The following is a 19275-nucleotide window of genomic DNA, read 5'->3' on the forward strand; positions in this document are numbered from 1 at the left end:
GACAATATCGAAAAATGGAGTGCTCTCTTTGCGAACATTAACATTTTTGAACACAGAAAGTTCAAGTGCTTTCATTCAAAAAGCTTCATCCCGAAAGTCATTTGAATCTCATCCTAAATGCCTACTTTTGTGTAAAATTTCGAATTATGTTAAACCCTCCAACAACTCCTTTAGCAGAAAGAATGCGTCCAAAAAACTTGGATGAATATGTGGGTCAGGAACACTTGCTGAAAAAGGGCGCTAGTCTAAGAAAATCGCTTGATGCTGGAGTTTTACCTTCTTTAATTTTGTGGGGACCTCCGGGGGTTGGTAAAACAACTTTAGCGACATTATTGGCAAACCAACTGAAACGTCCTTTCTATACATTATCAGCTATTTCTTCTGGAGTGAAAGATGTGCGAGAAGTCATAAAAAAAGCGGAGAATCAAGGAATGTTCGAGCGTGCGGGATCAATTTTGTTTATTGACGAAATCCACCGATTTTCAAAAGCGCAACAAGATTCACTTTTAGGAGCTGTTGAAAAAGGAGTAGTGACTTTGATTGGTGCCACAACAGAAAACCCTTCTTTTGAGGTGATATCCGCATTACTTTCTCGTTGTCAGGTGTACACTTTGGAGTCCTTGGAGAAAGACAAATTGGAATTGTTGCTTAAAAATGCTTTGCAACGCGATGAATATTTATCCCAACTTAACATAGAATTAAAGGAAAGTAACGCATTAATTCGCATTTCTGGTGGAGATGCTAGGAAACTACTTACTTTGCTGGAAATTGTTGTGAGCACTTTTGATCAGGATGCTAAAATAGAAATTACCGATGATGAAGTTTTTTCGATTGCACAGCAGAATATTGCCCGCTATGACAAGGATGGAGAACAACATTACGACATTATTTCGGCGTTTATAAAATCAATTCGTGGCAGTGATCCAAATGCTGCAGTTTATTGGTTAGCAAGAATGATAGAGGGTGGCGAAGACGCGAAATTTATCGCAAGAAGATTGATTATCTCTGCAAGTGAAGACATTGGTTTGGCGAATCCTACCGCTTTAATCATGGCCAACAATACTTTTCAAGCGATAAACACCATCGGTTTCCCGGAAGCGAGAATTATTTTGGCACAATGTACCATTTACTTGGCCACTTCTCCCAAAGGAAATGCTTCTTACATGGCCATTAATCATGCTCAGGAATTGGTGAAGAAAACAGGAAATCTGCCTGTTCCATTGGCTTTAAGAAATGCGCCTACTAAATTAATGAAAGAACTAGATTACGGAAAAGGCTATAAATATTCGCATGACCATCCTGGAAATTTCGCTTTTCAAGAATTCATGCCCGACGAAGTAAAAGGTGCCTCGTTCTTTAATGCCGGAAGTTCGAAACGCGAACAAGAAATTGAAAACGACATCAAAAGGCTCTGGAAAGGGAAATACTAGGTAATTATTAATGTTTAATTATTAAGAACGTTAACCATTAAAAAAGATTAATTTAAATTCTCAAAAATCAATTTATTCGGTTCTTCTGGTGCTAAAACTTCAAGTACTATTCTTTCCTCGTTGAGTTCTTCGATTAAGAAATTAGCTGTGCCGCGTTTGTAAAGAAAACGCTCTTCATATCTATAATCGACCAATGTTAATGTGTCCCCAGAAATAGTGTACAATCTTGGGTGCATCAAAACCACAACTTGTCCTTGCGAATCAACATCAAATACCTGTTTGTCCTCAGAGAATTTCAATCCTGACTGAAAGCGTTTATAGGGTTGCTCGGAATTGACCAATTTCCAGTTTCCCTTGGTTAAAATTTCATCTATCTTTTTTTCACTTGATGAATCTACTTGCTCCTGACATGAAGAAAAAGTCAATCCAACTAAAATCAAAATCAAAAATCTCATCTATATAATTCTTTAAATCAATAATAAAACAGGTTAATTTCAAAGATAAGTAAAACAAATGATTAAAATTTAGAATTAGGCATTTGGTAACAAACTAAAGTCAGGACTGATTTCTTTTTAAGAATTTTTCAGTCTAATCCAGTTGAAATAGTTCGAATATTTTAATCATACCTTCTGTAATTTAATTGTAATTTTACACACGTAAAATCAATGCAAAAAGAACTCAATTTTTGGGAGGAGCAAATGGATTTGTTGGCCCAGCAGGATTACGTTATTATCGATAATTTTTTCAATGCAGAAAAGCTAAATGCTGCACATCACTTTTTTAATCAAAAACAAGAGGAAGGCGAATTTAAAAAAGCGGCCATTGGTGCTGCGGGAACGGAGAAAATTATTCGAGAAATTCGAGGAGATTATACATATTGGTTGGAAAGAGGAAGAGATATTGAATTACAACCCATTTTTGAAGTCCTGGACGAGGTGAAGTCTGTTTTTAATCGACTGCTCTTCCTAAGTTTGGCCGATTATGAGTTTCATTTGGCACATTATCCTCAAGGCTCATTTTATAAGAAGCATTTAGATCAATTTGAAGGTCGGAAAAATAGAATGATTTCTGTAATTATTTATTTGAATAAAGGCTGGAAAACTGGCGATGGTGGCGAATTAAGAATTTTTCCTGAAGGAGAAGAACCAATGGACATCGCACCGCTAGAAAATCGTTGCATTATGTTTAGAAGCGATACACTATTTCACGAAGTGCTGACTTCCAATACATCAAGAAAAAGCATCACGGGGTGGATGTTGTATCAACCCGCTGTTCTGCCGTATATCGTTTTATGATCGAGCCAGTATAGTTTAGATTGATTAAGAAAAAACCATGAAAAAGCACTTTTTAAGTTGGGTTCTGCCACGAATTTAGTGCTTTATTCCTGATTCAGTAATTTTGACATAAAGAGAATGTAAAAAAATAGAAGAGATTCATCGGCGTTTTACTTTGTCCTTTAGATTAGCAAAAGTATAATTATCTAAAGGACAAAGTTTTAATCCCTAAAAAATTAAGACGCCGAGGAATATCTTTTTTATAATTTTGATATGTTGGCTGAAATATAATTTAAACAATATTCTTCCATTAAATTCGTGATAGAACCTTAAGTCGAATAAAGAAAGTAATCTTACATCATACTTGCTCTCTTTCTCGCTCATTTTCTCAGCAATGTTAAGCACTATGGCTCTTTCATTTACTAGAACATTGAAAAAGATGGGAAAAAGCTATATATTTGACCAATGAAATAGCTCAGCTTATTTGGAGATCACGGCGTTTATTAAAACACAAATTCATGAAAAAAAACCAATTAAAAAATTCAATCCTTATTTTAATCACGCTACTATTTAACTTAGGATTAAATGCCCAAAAGCTAATAGTAACACTCACTAATTCTTCCACTCAATCGTTTCTTACATCAGATATTCAAAGTATTAAATTTGGAGCAAGTTCAATGATTATTTATGAATTAAATGGAACCGTAACGAATTGGAACATTGTTGATATTGACAACTATGCTTTTGAAGAAACTTCAGGAATAGCAGATCAATTTAATATTGATAATAGTGGCTTAACGCTATTCCCAAATCCTGCAAGCAGTTTAGTGAATATAAAATATAGTTCTGATCAAAATACTTACATCACTATTGATATCATTGATGAAAACGGAAAGCAAATTCAGCAGGTATACCGGGGAATGCATCAAGAAGAAAAGCTGTACAAATGGAATATCAACATAGCAAATGGGACATACTATTGCCGTATAACTTCTGAAAACAAAACACTTACGCAACCAATCATCATTCAATAAAAAAGATTTATGAAGCATCTAATTATACTACTGTTCGTGACAATGAGTCTTTCAGCATTTGGACAAATTGAACATGACGTTAATAAAAATGGAGGAAATACAGAATCTAATTCTATCAATGACATAGATAGCATTCGATTTATAGGAAATAGTATGGAAATCATTTTAAACAATGGTACCGTTGAAAGTCACACAATTTCACATATAAATAATGTTACATTTTCAGGTCAATCAATAGGGTCAGTCGATTATATGAATTGTGAAGCCGCTACAATCAACGGATTAATAGTTGAAGGAACAGGAGTTTTAAATGGTGTCTTTATTGAAGTGGATTACACTGGAGGAAACGGTGGATTACATAATGGACAAATTGTAAACTCAACAGGTGTTACAGGATTAACTGCGGAACTTGTAGCGGGTAATTTTTCTATTGGGGCAGGCACTCTAACTTTCATAATAACAGGAACACCTAACTCTTCTGGAGTAGCAACATTTCCTATAAATATAGGTGGTGAAACATGCGATTTAACCGTTTATGTGAATCCAAGTGAAGTACAATCATTAAACTGTTTTGGAGCAACTATCTATGGAACATTACTTGAAGGAGCCGTTGCAAATGGTGTCTACATTGAAGTGGATTATACTGGTGGAAATGGAGGATTTCACAATGGACAAATAGTTAACTCAACAGGAAATACGGGATTAACTGCAGAACTCATGGCCGGAAACTTTGCTATTGGGGCAGGAACATTAACGTATACAATTACAGGAACAGCCAATTCTTCTGGAACAGCAATATTTGCTTTAAACGTGGGTGGTCAAACATGCAATTTAGAAGTGGCTGTTGTATACCCATGGGCTCTTGGAGCTGTTTTCTGCAGCGATACTACAGAGATTGTTAATGTAACTAATCCTATTACTGGAAAAGTATGGATGGATAGAAATTTAGGTGCAGTACGAGCAGCATTTCACGGCTCAGACTATGGTTCTTACGGTGACTTATATCAATGGGGACGAGGACCTGATGGACATCAATGCCGAAACTCTGCAACAACTTACACTTTGAGTGCGAGTGATCAGCCTGGTCACGGTTTGTTTATTCTTTCAAATAGCCTTCCGTGCGATTGGCGAACACCACAAAACGGTACATTATGGCAAGGAACTAATGGAATCAACAATCCCTGTCCTATCGGTTATCGCTTACCTACAAAAACAGAATTTGATGCAGAACTTTCAAGCTGGATTAGTAACGATGCTAGTGGAGCTTATAACTCCCCTCTTAAATGGTCATTAAATGGAGGCCGTTATCCTACAGACGGCTCTATTAACGCGGTTGGTAATGGAGGAAACGCTTGGAGCAGCACTTTGAATGGCTCTTATTCTTACACAATAGGTTTCCTCAGTAACAATGCCTTTGTGAATTCACCACTGAGAGCGAATGGGGCAGCAGTACGCTGTATAAAGGACTAAGTAAGAAAAAAGGACGAACACAATTAAGCGTCGACCTTTTTATAATTTTAAATAACTTTTAACCTTATTCAGCATAAGAAGAGTTCAATCAATGAAGGAAATCCTTTCTCATTCTAAATCTCTTTCTCGCTCTACTTCAATCCTCTCGCCTTAATCATTGGGGCAATCTCAGGATCTCTTCCGCTCCAATCTTTGTAAAGTGCGTCATATTCTAAAGTATTTCCTACAGAAAGCACCATATCTCTAAAGCGTTGACCATTTTCTCTTGTCAAACCACCATTGTTTTCAAACCACACATAAGCATCGTGGTGCAACATTTCTGTCCACAGGTAGGAATAATATCCAGCACCGTAACCTCCGCTAAAAATGTGTGAGAAATACGTTGATCTGTATCTTGGTTTTACCGCATGAACTTTGTCCAAACCATATTTAGCCAACGCCTCTTTTTCAAATTTATTCGCATCATCAATTTCCGTATCTGCTGAAATGGTGTGCCAAACGTAATCTAAATTTGAAGCAGCTAAATTTTCTGTAATTCCATAGCCTTGATTAAATGTTCCAGCAGCTTTAATTTTCGCCAATAATTCAGCTGGAATTACTTCTCCTGTTTCATAATGTTTCGCGTAATTCTTCAAAATATCGGGATGAGTTGCCCAGTTTTCATTGAACTGTGAAGGAAACTCAACAAAATCTCTTGCCACATTCGTTCCTGATAAAGTAGGAAACTTTTGATTCGCAAAGAATCCGTGAAGTGCATGCCCATATTCATGGAACATCGTAATTGCATTGTCAAAACTCAACAATGTTGGCTCTCCTTCTGCTGGTTTTGGGTAATTGCAAATGTTGTAAATCACTGGTTTTGTCCCAAACAATTCCGACTGACCAACAAAATTACTCATCCAAGCTCCTCCTCTTTTGCTTTCTCTTGAATAGAAATCAGCGTAAAACAAGCCTAATTCTGTTCCATCTTCTTCAAATAATTCATAAACCAACACGTCTTCATGATAAGTCGGAATATCAGTTCTTCTTTTGTGTGTAATTCCATATAATTTTTCAGCTGCATAGAAAACACCGTTTTCCAAAACTGACATCATTTCAAAATAAGGTTTAATTTCTTCCTCGTCTAAATCATACTTTGCTTTTCTTACCATTTCAGCATAATAATTCCAGTCCCAAGGTTCTAAATCGCCTTCTTGACCTTTACTGTGCATCATTTCCTCAATCATTTTCGACTCTTCAGAGGCTTTTGCAATTGCAGCAGGAATTAATCCATCGAAGAATTCACGAACATTTTCTTTGTTCTGAATCATCGTTTTCTGCAAACTCCAATCTGCATAAGTTCCAAAACCTAATAATGCGGCTTTTTCAGCTCTTTTTTGAGCAATCTCAGTAACAAGGTGTTTTGTATCGTTCCCTGAACCATCAGCTCTCATCCAAGCATTTTCAAAGACCAATTTACGTGTTTCTCTGTTTTCTAAAGAAACTAAAGTTGGCTGCTGCGTTGTATTTTGAATTGGAATTTTAAATGTTCCTTCTTCGGTTTTTATTGATTTTAGAGACGACTCACTCATCCCTTTCAACTTATCCTGATCTTCTACAATGAGCGCACCTGTGTTTGTTGCAGCCAATAATGTTTTACCGAATTCAGCAGAAAGCGAAGCCAATTGAGAATTAATTTCTTTCAATTTATCTTTCGCCTCTCCTTCTAATTCTGCACCTGCGATTACAAAGTTCTTGTAATATTCGTCTAGCAATTTTGTAGATTCTGCATCTAAAGCTAAATCACCTTTTTTATTGTGGAGTTCTTTAATTCGTTTAAATAAATCCTCATTCAAATAAATCTCGTCATTCAACTCAGAAAATTTAGGAGCCAATTCTTGATTTAAATCTTGTAAAGTATCGTTTGTGTGCGCTCCTGTTAAAGCATAAAACACATTCGTTGCTCTGCTTAATTGCTGACCACTTTTCTCCAATGCAACAATCGTATTGTCGAAAGTTGGGTTTTCAGTTTGATTAATAATTGCTTTGATATTCTCTCTTTTCACACGAATCCCTTCAAAAATAGCAGGTTCAAAATGCTTATTTTTAATTTTCGAAAAGTCGGGCGCTAAATAAGGCAAAGCACTTGGCTTCACCAACGGATTATCTGCTAAATTTTCTTTCATTGTCTTTTTTGGAGATGTTGCCTCGTCCTTATCGGCGCAATTGGTTAAACTTATGGTCGCTAAAGCAAACAGGATTAAACTTGATTTTTTCATTGAATTGAGCTTTTAGTATTTTTACTTTTGATAAAGATAAGAGAAAGTTTGAGAATGAAATAGGGTAGATTATTCAAAAAATAGGTGCCGGAAATCCCTTGGATGTTTTCAAAAGAAAATATGTATACTGCTTTTAACTTAAAAATAAACCATCGAAATTAGGCGAAAATAGTTTTACCCACCGCTCACCACTATTTTTTTTCTTTGCAGTAACTTTTCTTCTTTATAAAGCTGAACAGAATAAGTTCCTGAAGTGAAATTATGCTCAATAAAATAAATACTCTTCGCTTGAGGAAGTGGAGCAGATTTTAGCATTTTACCTTGCATGTCATAAAATCTTAATTCTCCATCTTCAATATTCCCAGTTTCTATGGTTATTACACCGCCCTGTTGCACAGGATTTGGGTAAAGGTTAAAGTAGTTATTACCAATATCACCAAACGTTTTTTCTTGTTTAACTTCGATATTAAAGCTTACCGTATCTGCATAACCATTGCAACCATGCGCGACTAGAGTAACGGTGTAATTCCCATTTAGATTATAGGTATGAAAAACGGAATCTATGTGCTCACTTGTACTTAACGAATCGCCATCACCAAAATAATAAGTGTAACTCCCAGCATTCATACTGGTGTTAGTGAACTGAACTTCTCTTCCTTCACTTTCATAAATCAAGGCTGCACTTGGAGGACTTAAATATCCTAAGCAATTTGTACGCAATAAATACGCAAATTGATAAGGAACATTATCATTAAAACGTTGATAATTTAATACTTCACCTCCCAAAATAAAACCACCATCAGGCATTAACTCTAGATCAGCAATTCGGTATTCGGGATCATTAAGCGAATCCAGTTCATAATAGAAATAATCTCTGTGCCAGATCACGTCTCCATCAGTTGAAAAATTTAATAACCTAACTAAACTTAAATACTTTTCGTAATATACAATTTCTTCTGTATAGTTAAATGCAGTAATAAATGATGTATCATTTAATTTACGCATTTTATGAATACTATAATAAATACCTATATTCTCATGCCAAATATTGGTTAATGGTATCCGCCAAACTGTATCCATATTTTCGTCAACTCTAGAAAGCATAGGCATGTATTTAAAACGATCTGTATTGGGATGGTCGCCCACTAATTTTGAATCAAAATACTGCAAGTATGTTGTGTCTTCGTCAAAATAAGAACCCCTAAATGAATAACAGTACTGCCCATCTTGAAACTGCTTTTCTGAAAGAGTGTTTCCGTTTGCATCAATTCTTATGAACTTTTGAATAGCCCAGCTTAAATCGGCCAATGTCTGACCATAATTCGTGACATCCATATAATGCAGCATAAATGAACCGTCTTCCAAGTCAATAAGATTTATTGCCGAGCTTGTTGGTTTACTTGGATGAACAGCATTGTAAATCTCTTTTTTCCATTTAATTGCTCCATCAAAGGCAACGTTTAACAACATTGTTCCTTGAACCTCAAACGTTGCACTTGATTCTTTTTTATCGATATAATTGAGTCCTATTAAATAACTGGAATCTGGTAAATGAAGCAACCTAGAATAATCAAAAAATTTTACACTGTCTATTGTCCAAAAATCGCTAAACACAGTATCTAAATAAATTTGCCCATCGAGGTCATACTCAATGAGTCGAAAACTATTTGCATAATTGGAAACATCTTTGTAACAATTCACTAAATTTCCGCGAAAATTTGTATCTAATTCAACGAAACTATACATACTGCGCTGTAAGTGTCCTACATCATAATATTCCAGAATATTTTCATAATCGCCCTGCTCATTCACTTTACCAAAACGGAAATTGATGCGGTATGGATTTCCACCGCCAGAACCCAAGGTGAGGTAGGGAACAGAGTCATGAATATAGATATCACTTATCAAAGAAAAGGTGTCTATTTCATGATGGTCATACACCTTTTGAAAGCCGTTTTGGGAAATTCCACAGATGTTAAATAGCAACAAACAGGACAGTAATAATATGTGTTTATTTTTTCTCATTACTTAATTACAAACTTTGTTGAATAATTAATTCCTTTCACTGTATTCACTATCAACCAGTAGAGTCCTTTCACTGGTGTTTCAACTTGAATTCTTGAAGATGAATTACTTAATTTTTCACTCTTAAAATTTAGTATTTTTCCATCAATACTAAAAACTTCAAGGGTTTTAATTTCTGAATGTTCACTCAATTCAACAATAAACGCACCTCGGTTTGGGTTTGGAATAATTCTAACATCATCTAAAGACTCAAAAATCATTTCTGTTTTAGGTGAAAAGTTTTGCTGCATACTTTTTGATTCAGAATCAAAAATAACAACTGGGGATTCACATAAACCTTCAAAGAAACACAGTAAGTTTTGAGCTTGGACTCTGGCTCTACCCGTCAACTCTTCAGAAAAATTAATCAGGTCAAAAACTTGTTGATCGTTTAATCCTTTCACTATTCCAGAGGAGTCAGTTATTGAAAGGATATACTTTTTAAAAGTATAAAAATCTAACATTTCTTGTTGCGTATTTAAAATTTGATATTCACTAATATTTAAGTAAATATCATCCAGTATAGAATCACTTTGAATTAATTGCTTCCTTCCAAAAATAACTATCAACCAATTGAGATTTACTCACAACATCTTCTCTTAAAGCAACTAAATTATTAAATGATGACCAATTTATAGCTGTAGTATCACTCAGTTCGTTTGTAATTAATAATTTAATAATATTTGATTTTCGAGTATCCAAATCAATTATTTCATTCACTTTTTCTCCACGTGCTGTAATACTTTGATTTCTGACATCATTAATTTCATCATATAAATTTTGAGGCAAAGGATTATTTTTTGTTAATAAATACTCCATGAAAGTATTATCCTGAGCCACCTCGATATTCATAAGAATTAAATCTTTATACCATAAATGTGGATATTGAGGTGCGGATCTAGTTCCAACTAATTTCAGAAGTTCTGTAGATAAATAAGGACTTGCTAACTCTAAAGAATTACGTACCTGCATCATATTGTCAACATTCAAATTATTGACTGTACTATACATTTCAGATGAATTCGCTACATTTTCAAGACTATCTAACGCAATCATTTTCAGACTTAATTCCTCACTATTCTCAGCAAACTCACTTTCTAAAAATTGTTTTGTTGGCTCTCTTAAAAAACGTGATGATACTCCAGTAATTAGTGTATTAAAATTACTTTGACATACGTTTTCTTTATTAATTACTTGAACACCTACATTTCCTGTTAATTCAGTAGGGATTTCAATAGGATTATCAAAAGCGTAGTAAATTAGGTTGTCTGGATCTGTTGTGGAAAAATGAAATTCATTTTGCTGATCATCAAAACCATTTGTAAATTTATTACCGGCAGCTTCATTTGCAAAACCTTGTTTTAAACGAACACCATGCCCATCCCCTTGGGTAGAATTAAATGAAAATACAAATTCATCGAATTTATAATTATTATAATCATTACATAACCATTGTAGACCTGAGGCTAACAAAGGACCACTTAGGTCATTTGTATTTTTGCCTATGGCATAATTTCCTAAATAAGTGCCTTCATATTTATTTCTATAGATTTCGTTTTGTTCCATTCCTGTGTTTGCCTGAATAGTTCCAACAATTGCTGATCCAATTTCACTATTTATAAAATGATTTCCTTCTACAGTAAAACTTGTTGGTTCATTTAAACTTAATTGATTCATTTGAGAGATATCATTTGGATGGTCTGAATTATATTCAAATAAGTTTCTTGTTACTGTGCTATTATCAACAGCGCTAAGAATAACACCAGAACGGGAATTCAAAAACTTAATATGATCTATAATTACAGTTGCTTGAGAGTTTGAGTTAGAAGCTCTAACCCCTTCTTTTAAATTAATAAATTTGCCAATATCATAGTCTGTTTCATTATATTCTGTGTGGGTGGTGTTAGGGGAGAAAGTTAAACTTTTCCCAGCGACTCTATAACTAGCATCAATACTTAGTATGCCCGTCGGTCTATTATTAAAGTTACTAATATATGTCCTGTTGTCAATAAAGTCACATCCATGAATACGCACACCATTAACATCATACATAGTGATACCTGTATAAGTGTCAGTACCAAAAATGTCCTCATATTCATCATCCCAAAGAAATTCACAATTTGAAAATAATCCTCTATTCGTTCTTTCATGACCAGAAGGCAGGAAGTCGTGATAGGAAATATATTCAACAGAACGCCAATTGTTTTTAAACGTACTGTTATATGCCATAACTATTCCTCCAGTAGAATTCCAGTTACCTGATTCCCAAACATGAATGGCAGTTCTTGCATTTTCAATTAAAGCTCCATTGTGGATTAGTAAATATCCTTGATTAGTAGTTAATTGAGATTCTTGTGGATTCCCCCAAACTTCAATCCCACCCCAAGCCGAGCCACATTCAGAAGTAATAATTCCACCATCAACAACTAATTTCCCACCAGGTTTTACAACAATCTTCTGATTACCAAATACATATAACTCACCTTTGATTGTTAGTTTAGCCCCTGGTTCTATAACAAGCGTGCAAAACAAGTTCATTCTTTCCACCCATGTCTCAATACCTGTAATTTTCCATTCTAACGGTGGAGTGTTCTCATTTCTCAACAGATCAGCGTACCATATTCCTCTGTAAGAAGTGGATGTAAATAACTCTCCAGTGCAATGTCTTATAGATATTTTAGATTTAAACATCGGAACATCTTTGGAATACCTTCTCCAAATTTCATTTTCTCTATCAATATAATAAACACCATGTCCAGTACCTAGATATAAAACTCCTGTTTCCCTATCCATTTCAAGACTATTAATATGCATCCAACTTGGAAAGATCGAATTTGATTGCGGATCGTCATCTATAGGGTAGGATAAATCAATAAATTCATCATAAACAGGATCATATTCAACAATTCTTCCTTTTCCAGTGATGCCCCATTCAGGACTAGGTTTCAAAATTGTCCAGAATTTGCCGTTTCTACGATGATCAAAAACAAAATTCATTACATTAGTTTGGAGACCAGGTGTACCATCAATAGTTTCATAAATTTGAGTTAAGTTGAAGTCTTTTTCTAGATTCTGTTCAGGTGTTGTTTTGTTAAGGCCACCATAAATATGTAACATTTGGTCTTCATTTTGATTTGTAAACAAAACAGCAACTTTATCCGGTTCGTTAGGAATGACTATTGGTTCAGCTTCTGAATAAACGCTAGGATAAGTATTATTATTGAATATCGTGATAGCGGTAAAGTTGTCATCGTCAGTATTATATGCTAACTTATCGGTTAAACCAGCTGGTTTAATAAAATACGACCTTTCATACAAATTTTCTGAACCTTTAAAGTTATTTCCTTGATTAGTGTATAAATGAGTAAAATCATTGAATTTTTTTATAATTCTAGAATTAGATTGAGTATTCTCAAAACTAAAAATCTCATTGTTGAGGAAAAAGACCTCACCACCTTTAGCATCAGTCATACTCCCCCAATGCCAAATATTTTCATCAGGGTTGTAAACTTGTAGTCCACTATGCCAAAATCCTGAAGCAACATAAAATGGAGGTTGCTGCGCTAAACCTAATGAATAAGATTGTGCCATATTCAATCCCTCTGAGGAAATATCCATTATATGGTCATTTGCTCCTATTGTAGTTCTATAAACACCTCCATCGGTTGCTGCCAAAATCTCATCACCTATGATTAGTATGTCACGTACATCGGGATGAAAACCACCACCATATAAACCGGTAAGCTTGGTTAAAGTACCATTTTCAAACTTATCAACGTCATTGGTGTAAAACCACCAGTTATCCTCATTTGAGGGATTTAATGCAAAACCAAAAGGTTGAGCCCCAATACCAGTATAAAAACCTGTTCTAGATAAATCTGACCAAGAAGAATTAATAATATCGAATTTATGTAAAGAGTAAGAATTGGTATTTTCAAGTATTGTAGGATTAATATGTTCCATTTGAGTTGAGACTATGTATAAGACATTAGGATTATTCTTTTTCACCTCAATGTTACTTTGTCTAAATTGATAGGATAAGTCAGCTTTCAAAACCTTCTTTCCATCGGGTGAGTTTGGATTCCCAACTCCCATAATACTCCATGAAAGCCCAAAATCATTTGAAGTTAGTAAATATTGCTTTATATTTCCAATGGGAGTACCACCAGCATCAACTTCCATTATATGAATCAGAGTTAAATATGTAACAGATCCATTTCTTTCATACCATTCAAAATCACTAAACTGTATAACTTTATCTGGATTAGACGATAAATTATCAACTATGCTACCTAAATTAGAATTTTCATTAAAACTATTCCATATTATTTGATTATTTACACCTTGTGGTGTAACGGTCAAATATGATACCCCCCAAAGGTTGGACAACTTTTAACAGTTTCTTAGTTTGATGCTAAGATGCTACTTTTTTCTTAAAATACAATTTATCTGGCGGTACTTTTCCTATTTCCGTATGCCTTCTCTCTGTATTATAAAAAGTAATATACTCATGAACATGATTTCTTAAATCAACACCGCCATTTGGAGGATTTAGATAAATTCTCTCATATTTTATTGACCTCCAAAAGCGCTCTATGTAAATATTGTCTATTGCTCTTCTGCGTCCATCCATTGATATTTCTATCTCGTTTCTTTTCAAAACCTCAATATATTCTGTGCTTGTATATTGCGAGCCTTGATCAGAGTTGTGTATATCTGGTTTGCCATGTGTTTTTATAGCGCCTTCCAATAGCTCTATCACCCATTCTTTTGTCATTGTATTGGACACGTCCCAAGCTATGATTTTGCGACTATAAACGTCGATTATTGCAGCTAAGTACATAAAGCCCCTTGCCATAGGAATATAGGTTATGTCAGTTTGCCATACTTGATTTGGTCGATTGATGTCTAAATTTCGCAATAAGTACGGATATATATAGCTGTCAGGATCTCTTGTTGTTGTCTTTGGAGCTTGATAAATAGTCCTTAAATTCATCAACTTGTAGAGTCTGCTTACTCGCTTTATATTCACATTATGACCTAAATCTAGATTAAGGTAATCTCGCATTCGTTCTTGGCCATAATAAGGGTGTTTAAGAAAATATCTGTCAATTTCTCTCATTAATATTTCATTTAAAGCGCTCTCGCCCTTTGGTTTATAATAAATCGTTGATCGACTAACTCCTAGAATTTCACATCGTTTTGAAAGGCTTAGTCCTGGGTAAGTTTTAACTGCTTGTTGCCTTTTATCAGCAGTACTCATTTTTCCAAGACTTTCTTTAAAAAATCGTTCTCAACTTTTAATTCGCCTATTGTTTTAAGCAAAGTATCAGAGTTATCTTCAACCTCCTTTTTCTGATTTTCTTTTTCAAAAACCGATGAAGCATTAACTAAAAACTCAGCTTTCCATTTAGATATTTGATTAGCATGTAGTTTGTGTTTACTTGCTAAATCTTGCATTGTAGATTGCTCTTTAATCGCTTCAATAGCCACCTTTGCCTTGAAAGATGCACTAAATGTTCTCCTTTTATTTCTCATATTTATTGTTTAAAATTACAACTTAATATGTTGTCCTAAAAATGGGGAGTACTATAAAACTTGCATTATGATTATCAGAATAATAAAGACCTCCTTCTCTAGCGACAACCAATCTCGAAGATACTCCTGAAGAACTATTCTTCTTAGTCATAACTAGTTCATTTGAGTGGTTTCTTGAAGTCCAACTAAAGTTAAAGGTAGTAAAATCATAAGGCAAGGAGTAGGGATCATTGTTGATTTGACTCCCGTTGTATGGAAAAGCGTTCACACCATTATATCCACATTCAACCCATGTATTGCCATTATCTGCAGTTCTATACACTGCACCTGTTGCCAAGGTGATAAAGATGTATTCCATACTAGCCGCAGGTTGCTCACCAATAGGCTTTACGGCCAAAGATGTAATCTTCGGTTCATGTATTTGGTCTGTTCCAAAAACTTTCCAATTATATCCCTTATCAGTACTAACAAATACACCTCCTCCGCAATGTTCAACATCTCCACCCAATGCATAAATTATATCAGCGTTAGTCGGGTGTTGATAAAGCTTCCTTACTTTACCCACATGCGCTCCAGATTTTATATTCCCAGTGTTATTTTGATGAACTTGTTTCCAAACAGAGGTATTATCATCTGTCTCAGTATAAATCTGAGACAAATTATAAGGCCCTAGTTCGTGCCAGTTTACTGGATTTACAATTAAGGCGTTATTACCACTACTGCTTAATGTATTGAGATGTAATTGTTTCTGAAAATCTTCATTTTTTTTATAAATCTCTAAGGCATGCTGATAGTTCCCTGTCGTTGGCATATATAAACCCCAATATTCTTTCCATCGCAGAAAATCAGTATAACCTGTTCCTTTCATGGAGGAATCACCTTGACTTAACCTATATGCTCTTATGGAATCAAAATGCGCTTCTTTTTCTGCTACATCAATATTAAAATTCCCGTTTGTAGCTCCACCAATTTGTGAGTATATTGGAAAAATACAAATAAAAAAAATGCCCACTGAAAAAAATCGTTTAAACTTGCTCATAGCTATTCTAGATTTAATAAGTAATAATTGTTTATAATATAATGGTGCTTTTAAAAAGACACTGTAAAACAATAAACTAATAATATTAAGTAAGTTTAACATTATTTAATTAATAACCTAGTATATTTCCTTATTTATTTTTTGGACAAAAAACACCTTACATAATTGAAATAGATAATTCTAAATAAGCAAAGCAATTATATGATTAAATCTTTAGTAAAAAAAGATTAGCTCAATATCAGGATAATAAAAATGATTTCGTCTACTGCATCACACTTATCCTATGCGAATTCCTACCCCCCAACTTATCTGCAATATTCAAGTAATAAATTCCATTCGCAATATTTTCAAAATTAATGGAGTTTTGACCTATTTTCAATTGTTTAGTTAAGATTTTTCTCCCTACCGAATTGTAAACTGCCACTTCAGCTTCCCTATCAATATCTATTGTAAAACTCCCGTTATTTGGATTCGGATAGAGTTTTAAACTACTCTCATTAAAATTATTATTAACAGAAGCATTGGCGATATTTATACACGTCGAAGTATCAACACAATTTGTCGTATTGGAACTCACAATCACTGCATAGTCACCATCTTGGGTAACATTAAAAACTTGCGAAGTTTCATTCACAATAGGTGCATAATTATTGTTACAATCCACCCATTGATAAGTTGCGTCTGAATTATTTGCTGTTAGAACAGACCAATTAACATTAACTGAAGCATCTACACACCCTGTTATTAGTCTTGCAATTCTGTTTCTACCTATTCCATTGTAAGAAAGAAAATCTCCTCCAACAATTAATTTGTCATTATCCTGAAATGCCAGAGAAAAAACAGGTTTATCGAATCCAGTTCCAATTTCAAAGGACTCATCAATGCTTCCATTATTATGTAATCTTACAATGTTACTTCTAGCAACACCATTATATGAGTTAAATACTCCACCTACAATTATTTTCCCGTTATTTTGAATGACAATTGAACGAGCACCATTTAGGCCTGAACCTGAATCAAATGATTGATCTTGTGTTCCATCACTATTTAATCGAATGATACCCTTTACAGCGTTATCATTAAAAGTAGTAAAAGAGCCACCCACTAAAATTTTTCCGTCGTTTTGAACTTTAATTGTATTCACTCTTTCATTAAATCCAGAACCAATATCGAAAGTATAGTCAAATGAGCCATCCGCATTTAATCGCACAACATTACTACTTGGTTCACCATTGAAGGAATTAAAATATCCTCCTATTAACATTTTACCGTCAGTCTGAATAACAATATCAAACACCCTTCCATAACCAAAACCTGAACCTGGATCAAAGGAATTATCAATAGAACCATCTGCATTTATTCGCACAATACTATTTCTTGGAGTTCCATTAAAAGAATCAAAACTTCCGCCAACAATAATTTTATCATCATTTTGAACTTTAATTGAATGTATCTCCTCGCTAGGACCCGAAATACCAACTCCCATATCGAAAGAAGTATCTAAAGCCCCATCTGTTTTTAACCGAACTAAACAGTTAATACTTGATCCATTATAGATATCTAAAAGACCTCCACCTACTAGGACTTTCCCATCATTTTGCATTGCAACGCTATTAACCCTTCTAGCATATCCAGAAAATCCAGACCCCGTATCAAAACTACTATCCTTTAAACCATCGGTGTTTAAACGCACAACTCTTTTAAGAACACTTCCATTAAAGGAGGTGAATAATCCACCACCAATAATCTTTCCATCGTTTTGAATAGCAATCGAATTTACTCGGTTATTAAAACCAGTCCCTAAATTGTAATTATTGTCCAGCGATCCATCAGTATTTAACCGTGCGATCCTGTTTTGAGTGGTTCCGTTATATGAAATAAAATTTCCACCAGCAATAACTTTACCGTCATTTTGTATAGAAACAGTATATACTCTGTTATCGAATCCAGAGCCGACATCAAATGAATTGTCTTTTGAACCATCGCTATTCAAACGAACAACCCTATTCGTTCCATTTCCATTTTGAAAAGTAAACTTCCCCCCAATTACAATCTTCTGATCACTTTGTATAGCCAATGAATACACGAAGTTATTTATTAAAGATCCTGAATCAAATGATGTATCCAGTGAACCGTTTGTATTTAAACGAGCAACATATTTGGCAGAGTTACCGTTGAATGCTAGGAAAATTCCTCCCGCTACAATCTTCCCATCATTCTGAAGTTTTAGTGTATTTATCGAAGAATTAAAACCTATTCCCGGATTAAAAGAACTATCCATGGATCCATCTGAATTTAACCTTAAAATGTGATTTATAGAAGTTCCATTGCAGGACCAACAGTTCCCTCCTACAGCTATTTTACCATTATTTTGGATAACAATCGAACTGAATTCGCCATTAATTTGAGGGCCTGGATCAAAAGAATTATCTAGTGTACCGTCAGGATTCAACCGAACAATTACAGTTACAGGTATTCCGTTGTATTCATCGAAACGGCCACTTGCTATTATTTTATCATCATTTTGTATAGCTATTGCTTCAATCCATAATGGAACCGGAACCCCTGTCATCGAACTATTAAATCCAGAACCTAGATTAAAGGATGTATCAAATGTTCCATCCGCGTTTAAGCGAGCTATATTGTTACAGGCATTTCCGTTATATGAAGTAAATCCACCTCCGGCTATTATTTTGCCGTTACTTTGAAGAGCTATCGAATTCACAACGTCATTAAACCCAGTTCCAACAACAAAAGAAGAATCTATAGAACCATCTGGATTTAGTCGGGCTAAAGTATATCTTTCAATACCATTATACATTGAAAAACCACCACCTGCAATCAATTTATTGTCGCTTTGAATTGCTGATGCATGAATTTCGCCACTAAAACCATCCCCAATTCCAAAACCGAGATCAAAAGGATTAAAGGTTGGATCATTCTCACCATTTTGAGAAAAAATAAAAGGTGATAAAATTAAGATAAGTATAAATAGTAATGTCTTTTTCATCTTTTATAATTTTTGAATTCATCAACCAGACTTGGGTTTAGTGTGAAATAGAACCTATTCTAATAGTTATTTAACTATAACAAATAAATTTCACCTCAATTTCCAATTCCTAATAACATCCTCTAAATTAGTTATTTTATTTAAGAAAAAGAAAAAAT

At 34.4% G+C, this 19275-nt stretch carries 13 protein-coding genes; 4 read left to right on the plus strand and 9 right to left on the minus strand.

The window, feature by feature from the left end; all coding sequences use genetic code 11:
* The first annotated feature begins 146 nt into the window (after positions 1–146).
* A complete protein-coding gene (locus DIT68_RS05695) occupies positions 147–1430 on the plus strand; it encodes a replication-associated recombination protein A (protein WP_109358857.1) in 1284 nt (427 codons plus the stop codon).
* A 47-nt stretch (positions 1431–1477) separates the two neighbouring features.
* Here DIT68_RS05695 and DIT68_RS05700 read toward each other — a convergent pair whose 3' ends face one another.
* Complete coding sequence (locus tag DIT68_RS05700; RefSeq protein ID WP_109358858.1) at positions 1478–1885, minus strand: hypothetical protein; 408 nt, start codon at positions 1883–1885, stop codon at positions 1478–1480.
* Positions 1886–2095: 210 nt separating this feature from the next.
* Between DIT68_RS05700 and DIT68_RS05705 the strand changes: the two genes are divergently transcribed.
* From DIT68_RS05705 to DIT68_RS05715, 3 genes are all read left to right on the plus strand, one after another.
* The gene (locus DIT68_RS05705; protein WP_233244166.1) at positions 2096–2725 is read left to right on the plus strand and encodes a 2OG-Fe(II) oxygenase; all 630 of its coding nucleotides are present in this window, start codon (positions 2096–2098) and stop codon (positions 2723–2725) included.
* A 497-nt stretch (positions 2726–3222) separates the two neighbouring features.
* A complete protein-coding gene (locus tag DIT68_RS05710; protein WP_109358859.1) occupies positions 3223–3738 on the plus strand; it encodes a T9SS type A sorting domain-containing protein in 516 nt (171 codons plus the stop codon).
* A gap of 9 nt (positions 3739–3747) precedes the next feature.
* Positions 3748–5208 carry a fibrobacter succinogenes major paralogous domain-containing protein gene (locus DIT68_RS05715; protein ID WP_146194133.1) on the plus strand — a complete coding sequence of 487 codons (1461 nt, stop codon included), beginning with the start codon at positions 3748–3750 and terminating at the stop codon, positions 5206–5208.
* Between the two features lie 131 nt (positions 5209–5339).
* Here DIT68_RS05715 and DIT68_RS05720 read toward each other — a convergent pair whose 3' ends face one another.
* The 8 genes from DIT68_RS05720 to DIT68_RS05755 all read right to left on the minus strand — a co-directional run bounded on the left by DIT68_RS05720 (position 5340) and on the right by DIT68_RS05755 (position 19117).
* Entirely contained in the window at positions 5340–7466 is a 2127-nt protein-coding gene (locus DIT68_RS05720; protein WP_109358861.1) for a M3 family metallopeptidase, read from the minus strand.
* A gap of 174 nt (positions 7467–7640) precedes the next feature.
* Complete coding sequence (locus DIT68_RS05725; RefSeq protein WP_109358862.1) at positions 7641–9491, minus strand: T9SS type A sorting domain-containing protein; 1851 nt, start codon at positions 9489–9491, stop codon at positions 7641–7643.
* Positions 9491–10099, minus strand: coding sequence for a T9SS type A sorting domain-containing protein (locus DIT68_RS05730; RefSeq protein ID WP_109358863.1), 609 nt, complete (start codon positions 10097–10099; stop codon positions 9491–9493). Before DIT68_RS05730 ends, DIT68_RS05725 begins: the two co-directional genes overlap by 1 nt.
* Positions 10059–13919, minus strand: coding sequence for a hypothetical protein (locus DIT68_RS05735; protein WP_146194134.1), 3861 nt, complete (start codon positions 13917–13919; stop codon positions 10059–10061). Before DIT68_RS05735 ends, DIT68_RS05730 begins: the two co-directional genes overlap by 41 nt.
* Before the next feature lie 25 nt (positions 13920–13944).
* A complete protein-coding gene (locus DIT68_RS05740) occupies positions 13945–14793 on the minus strand; it encodes an IS3 family transposase (RefSeq protein ID WP_109358865.1) in 849 nt (282 codons plus the stop codon).
* Positions 14790–15068 carry a transposase gene (locus DIT68_RS05745; RefSeq protein WP_109358866.1) on the minus strand — a complete coding sequence of 93 codons (279 nt, stop codon included), beginning with the start codon at positions 15066–15068 and terminating at the stop codon, positions 14790–14792. The genes DIT68_RS05740 and DIT68_RS05745 overlap by 4 nt, the downstream gene beginning before the upstream one ends.
* A 22-nt stretch (positions 15069–15090) precedes the next feature.
* The gene (locus DIT68_RS05750; protein ID WP_158276116.1) at positions 15091–16080 is read right to left on the minus strand and encodes a WD40/YVTN/BNR-like repeat-containing protein; all 990 of its coding nucleotides are present in this window, start codon (positions 16078–16080) and stop codon (positions 15091–15093) included.
* A gap of 289 nt (positions 16081–16369) precedes the next feature.
* Positions 16370–19117 (minus strand): T9SS type A sorting domain-containing protein, encoded by a 2748-nt coding sequence (locus DIT68_RS05755; protein WP_109358868.1) that lies wholly within the window; start codon positions 19115–19117, stop codon positions 16370–16372.
* Between the last annotated feature and the right edge of the window lie 158 nt (positions 19118–19275).

Origin of the sequence: Brumimicrobium oceani (assembly GCF_003143775.1) — a bacterium.
Classification (GTDB): Bacteria; Bacteroidota; Bacteroidia; order Flavobacteriales_D; family Crocinitomicaceae; genus Brumimicrobium; species Brumimicrobium oceani.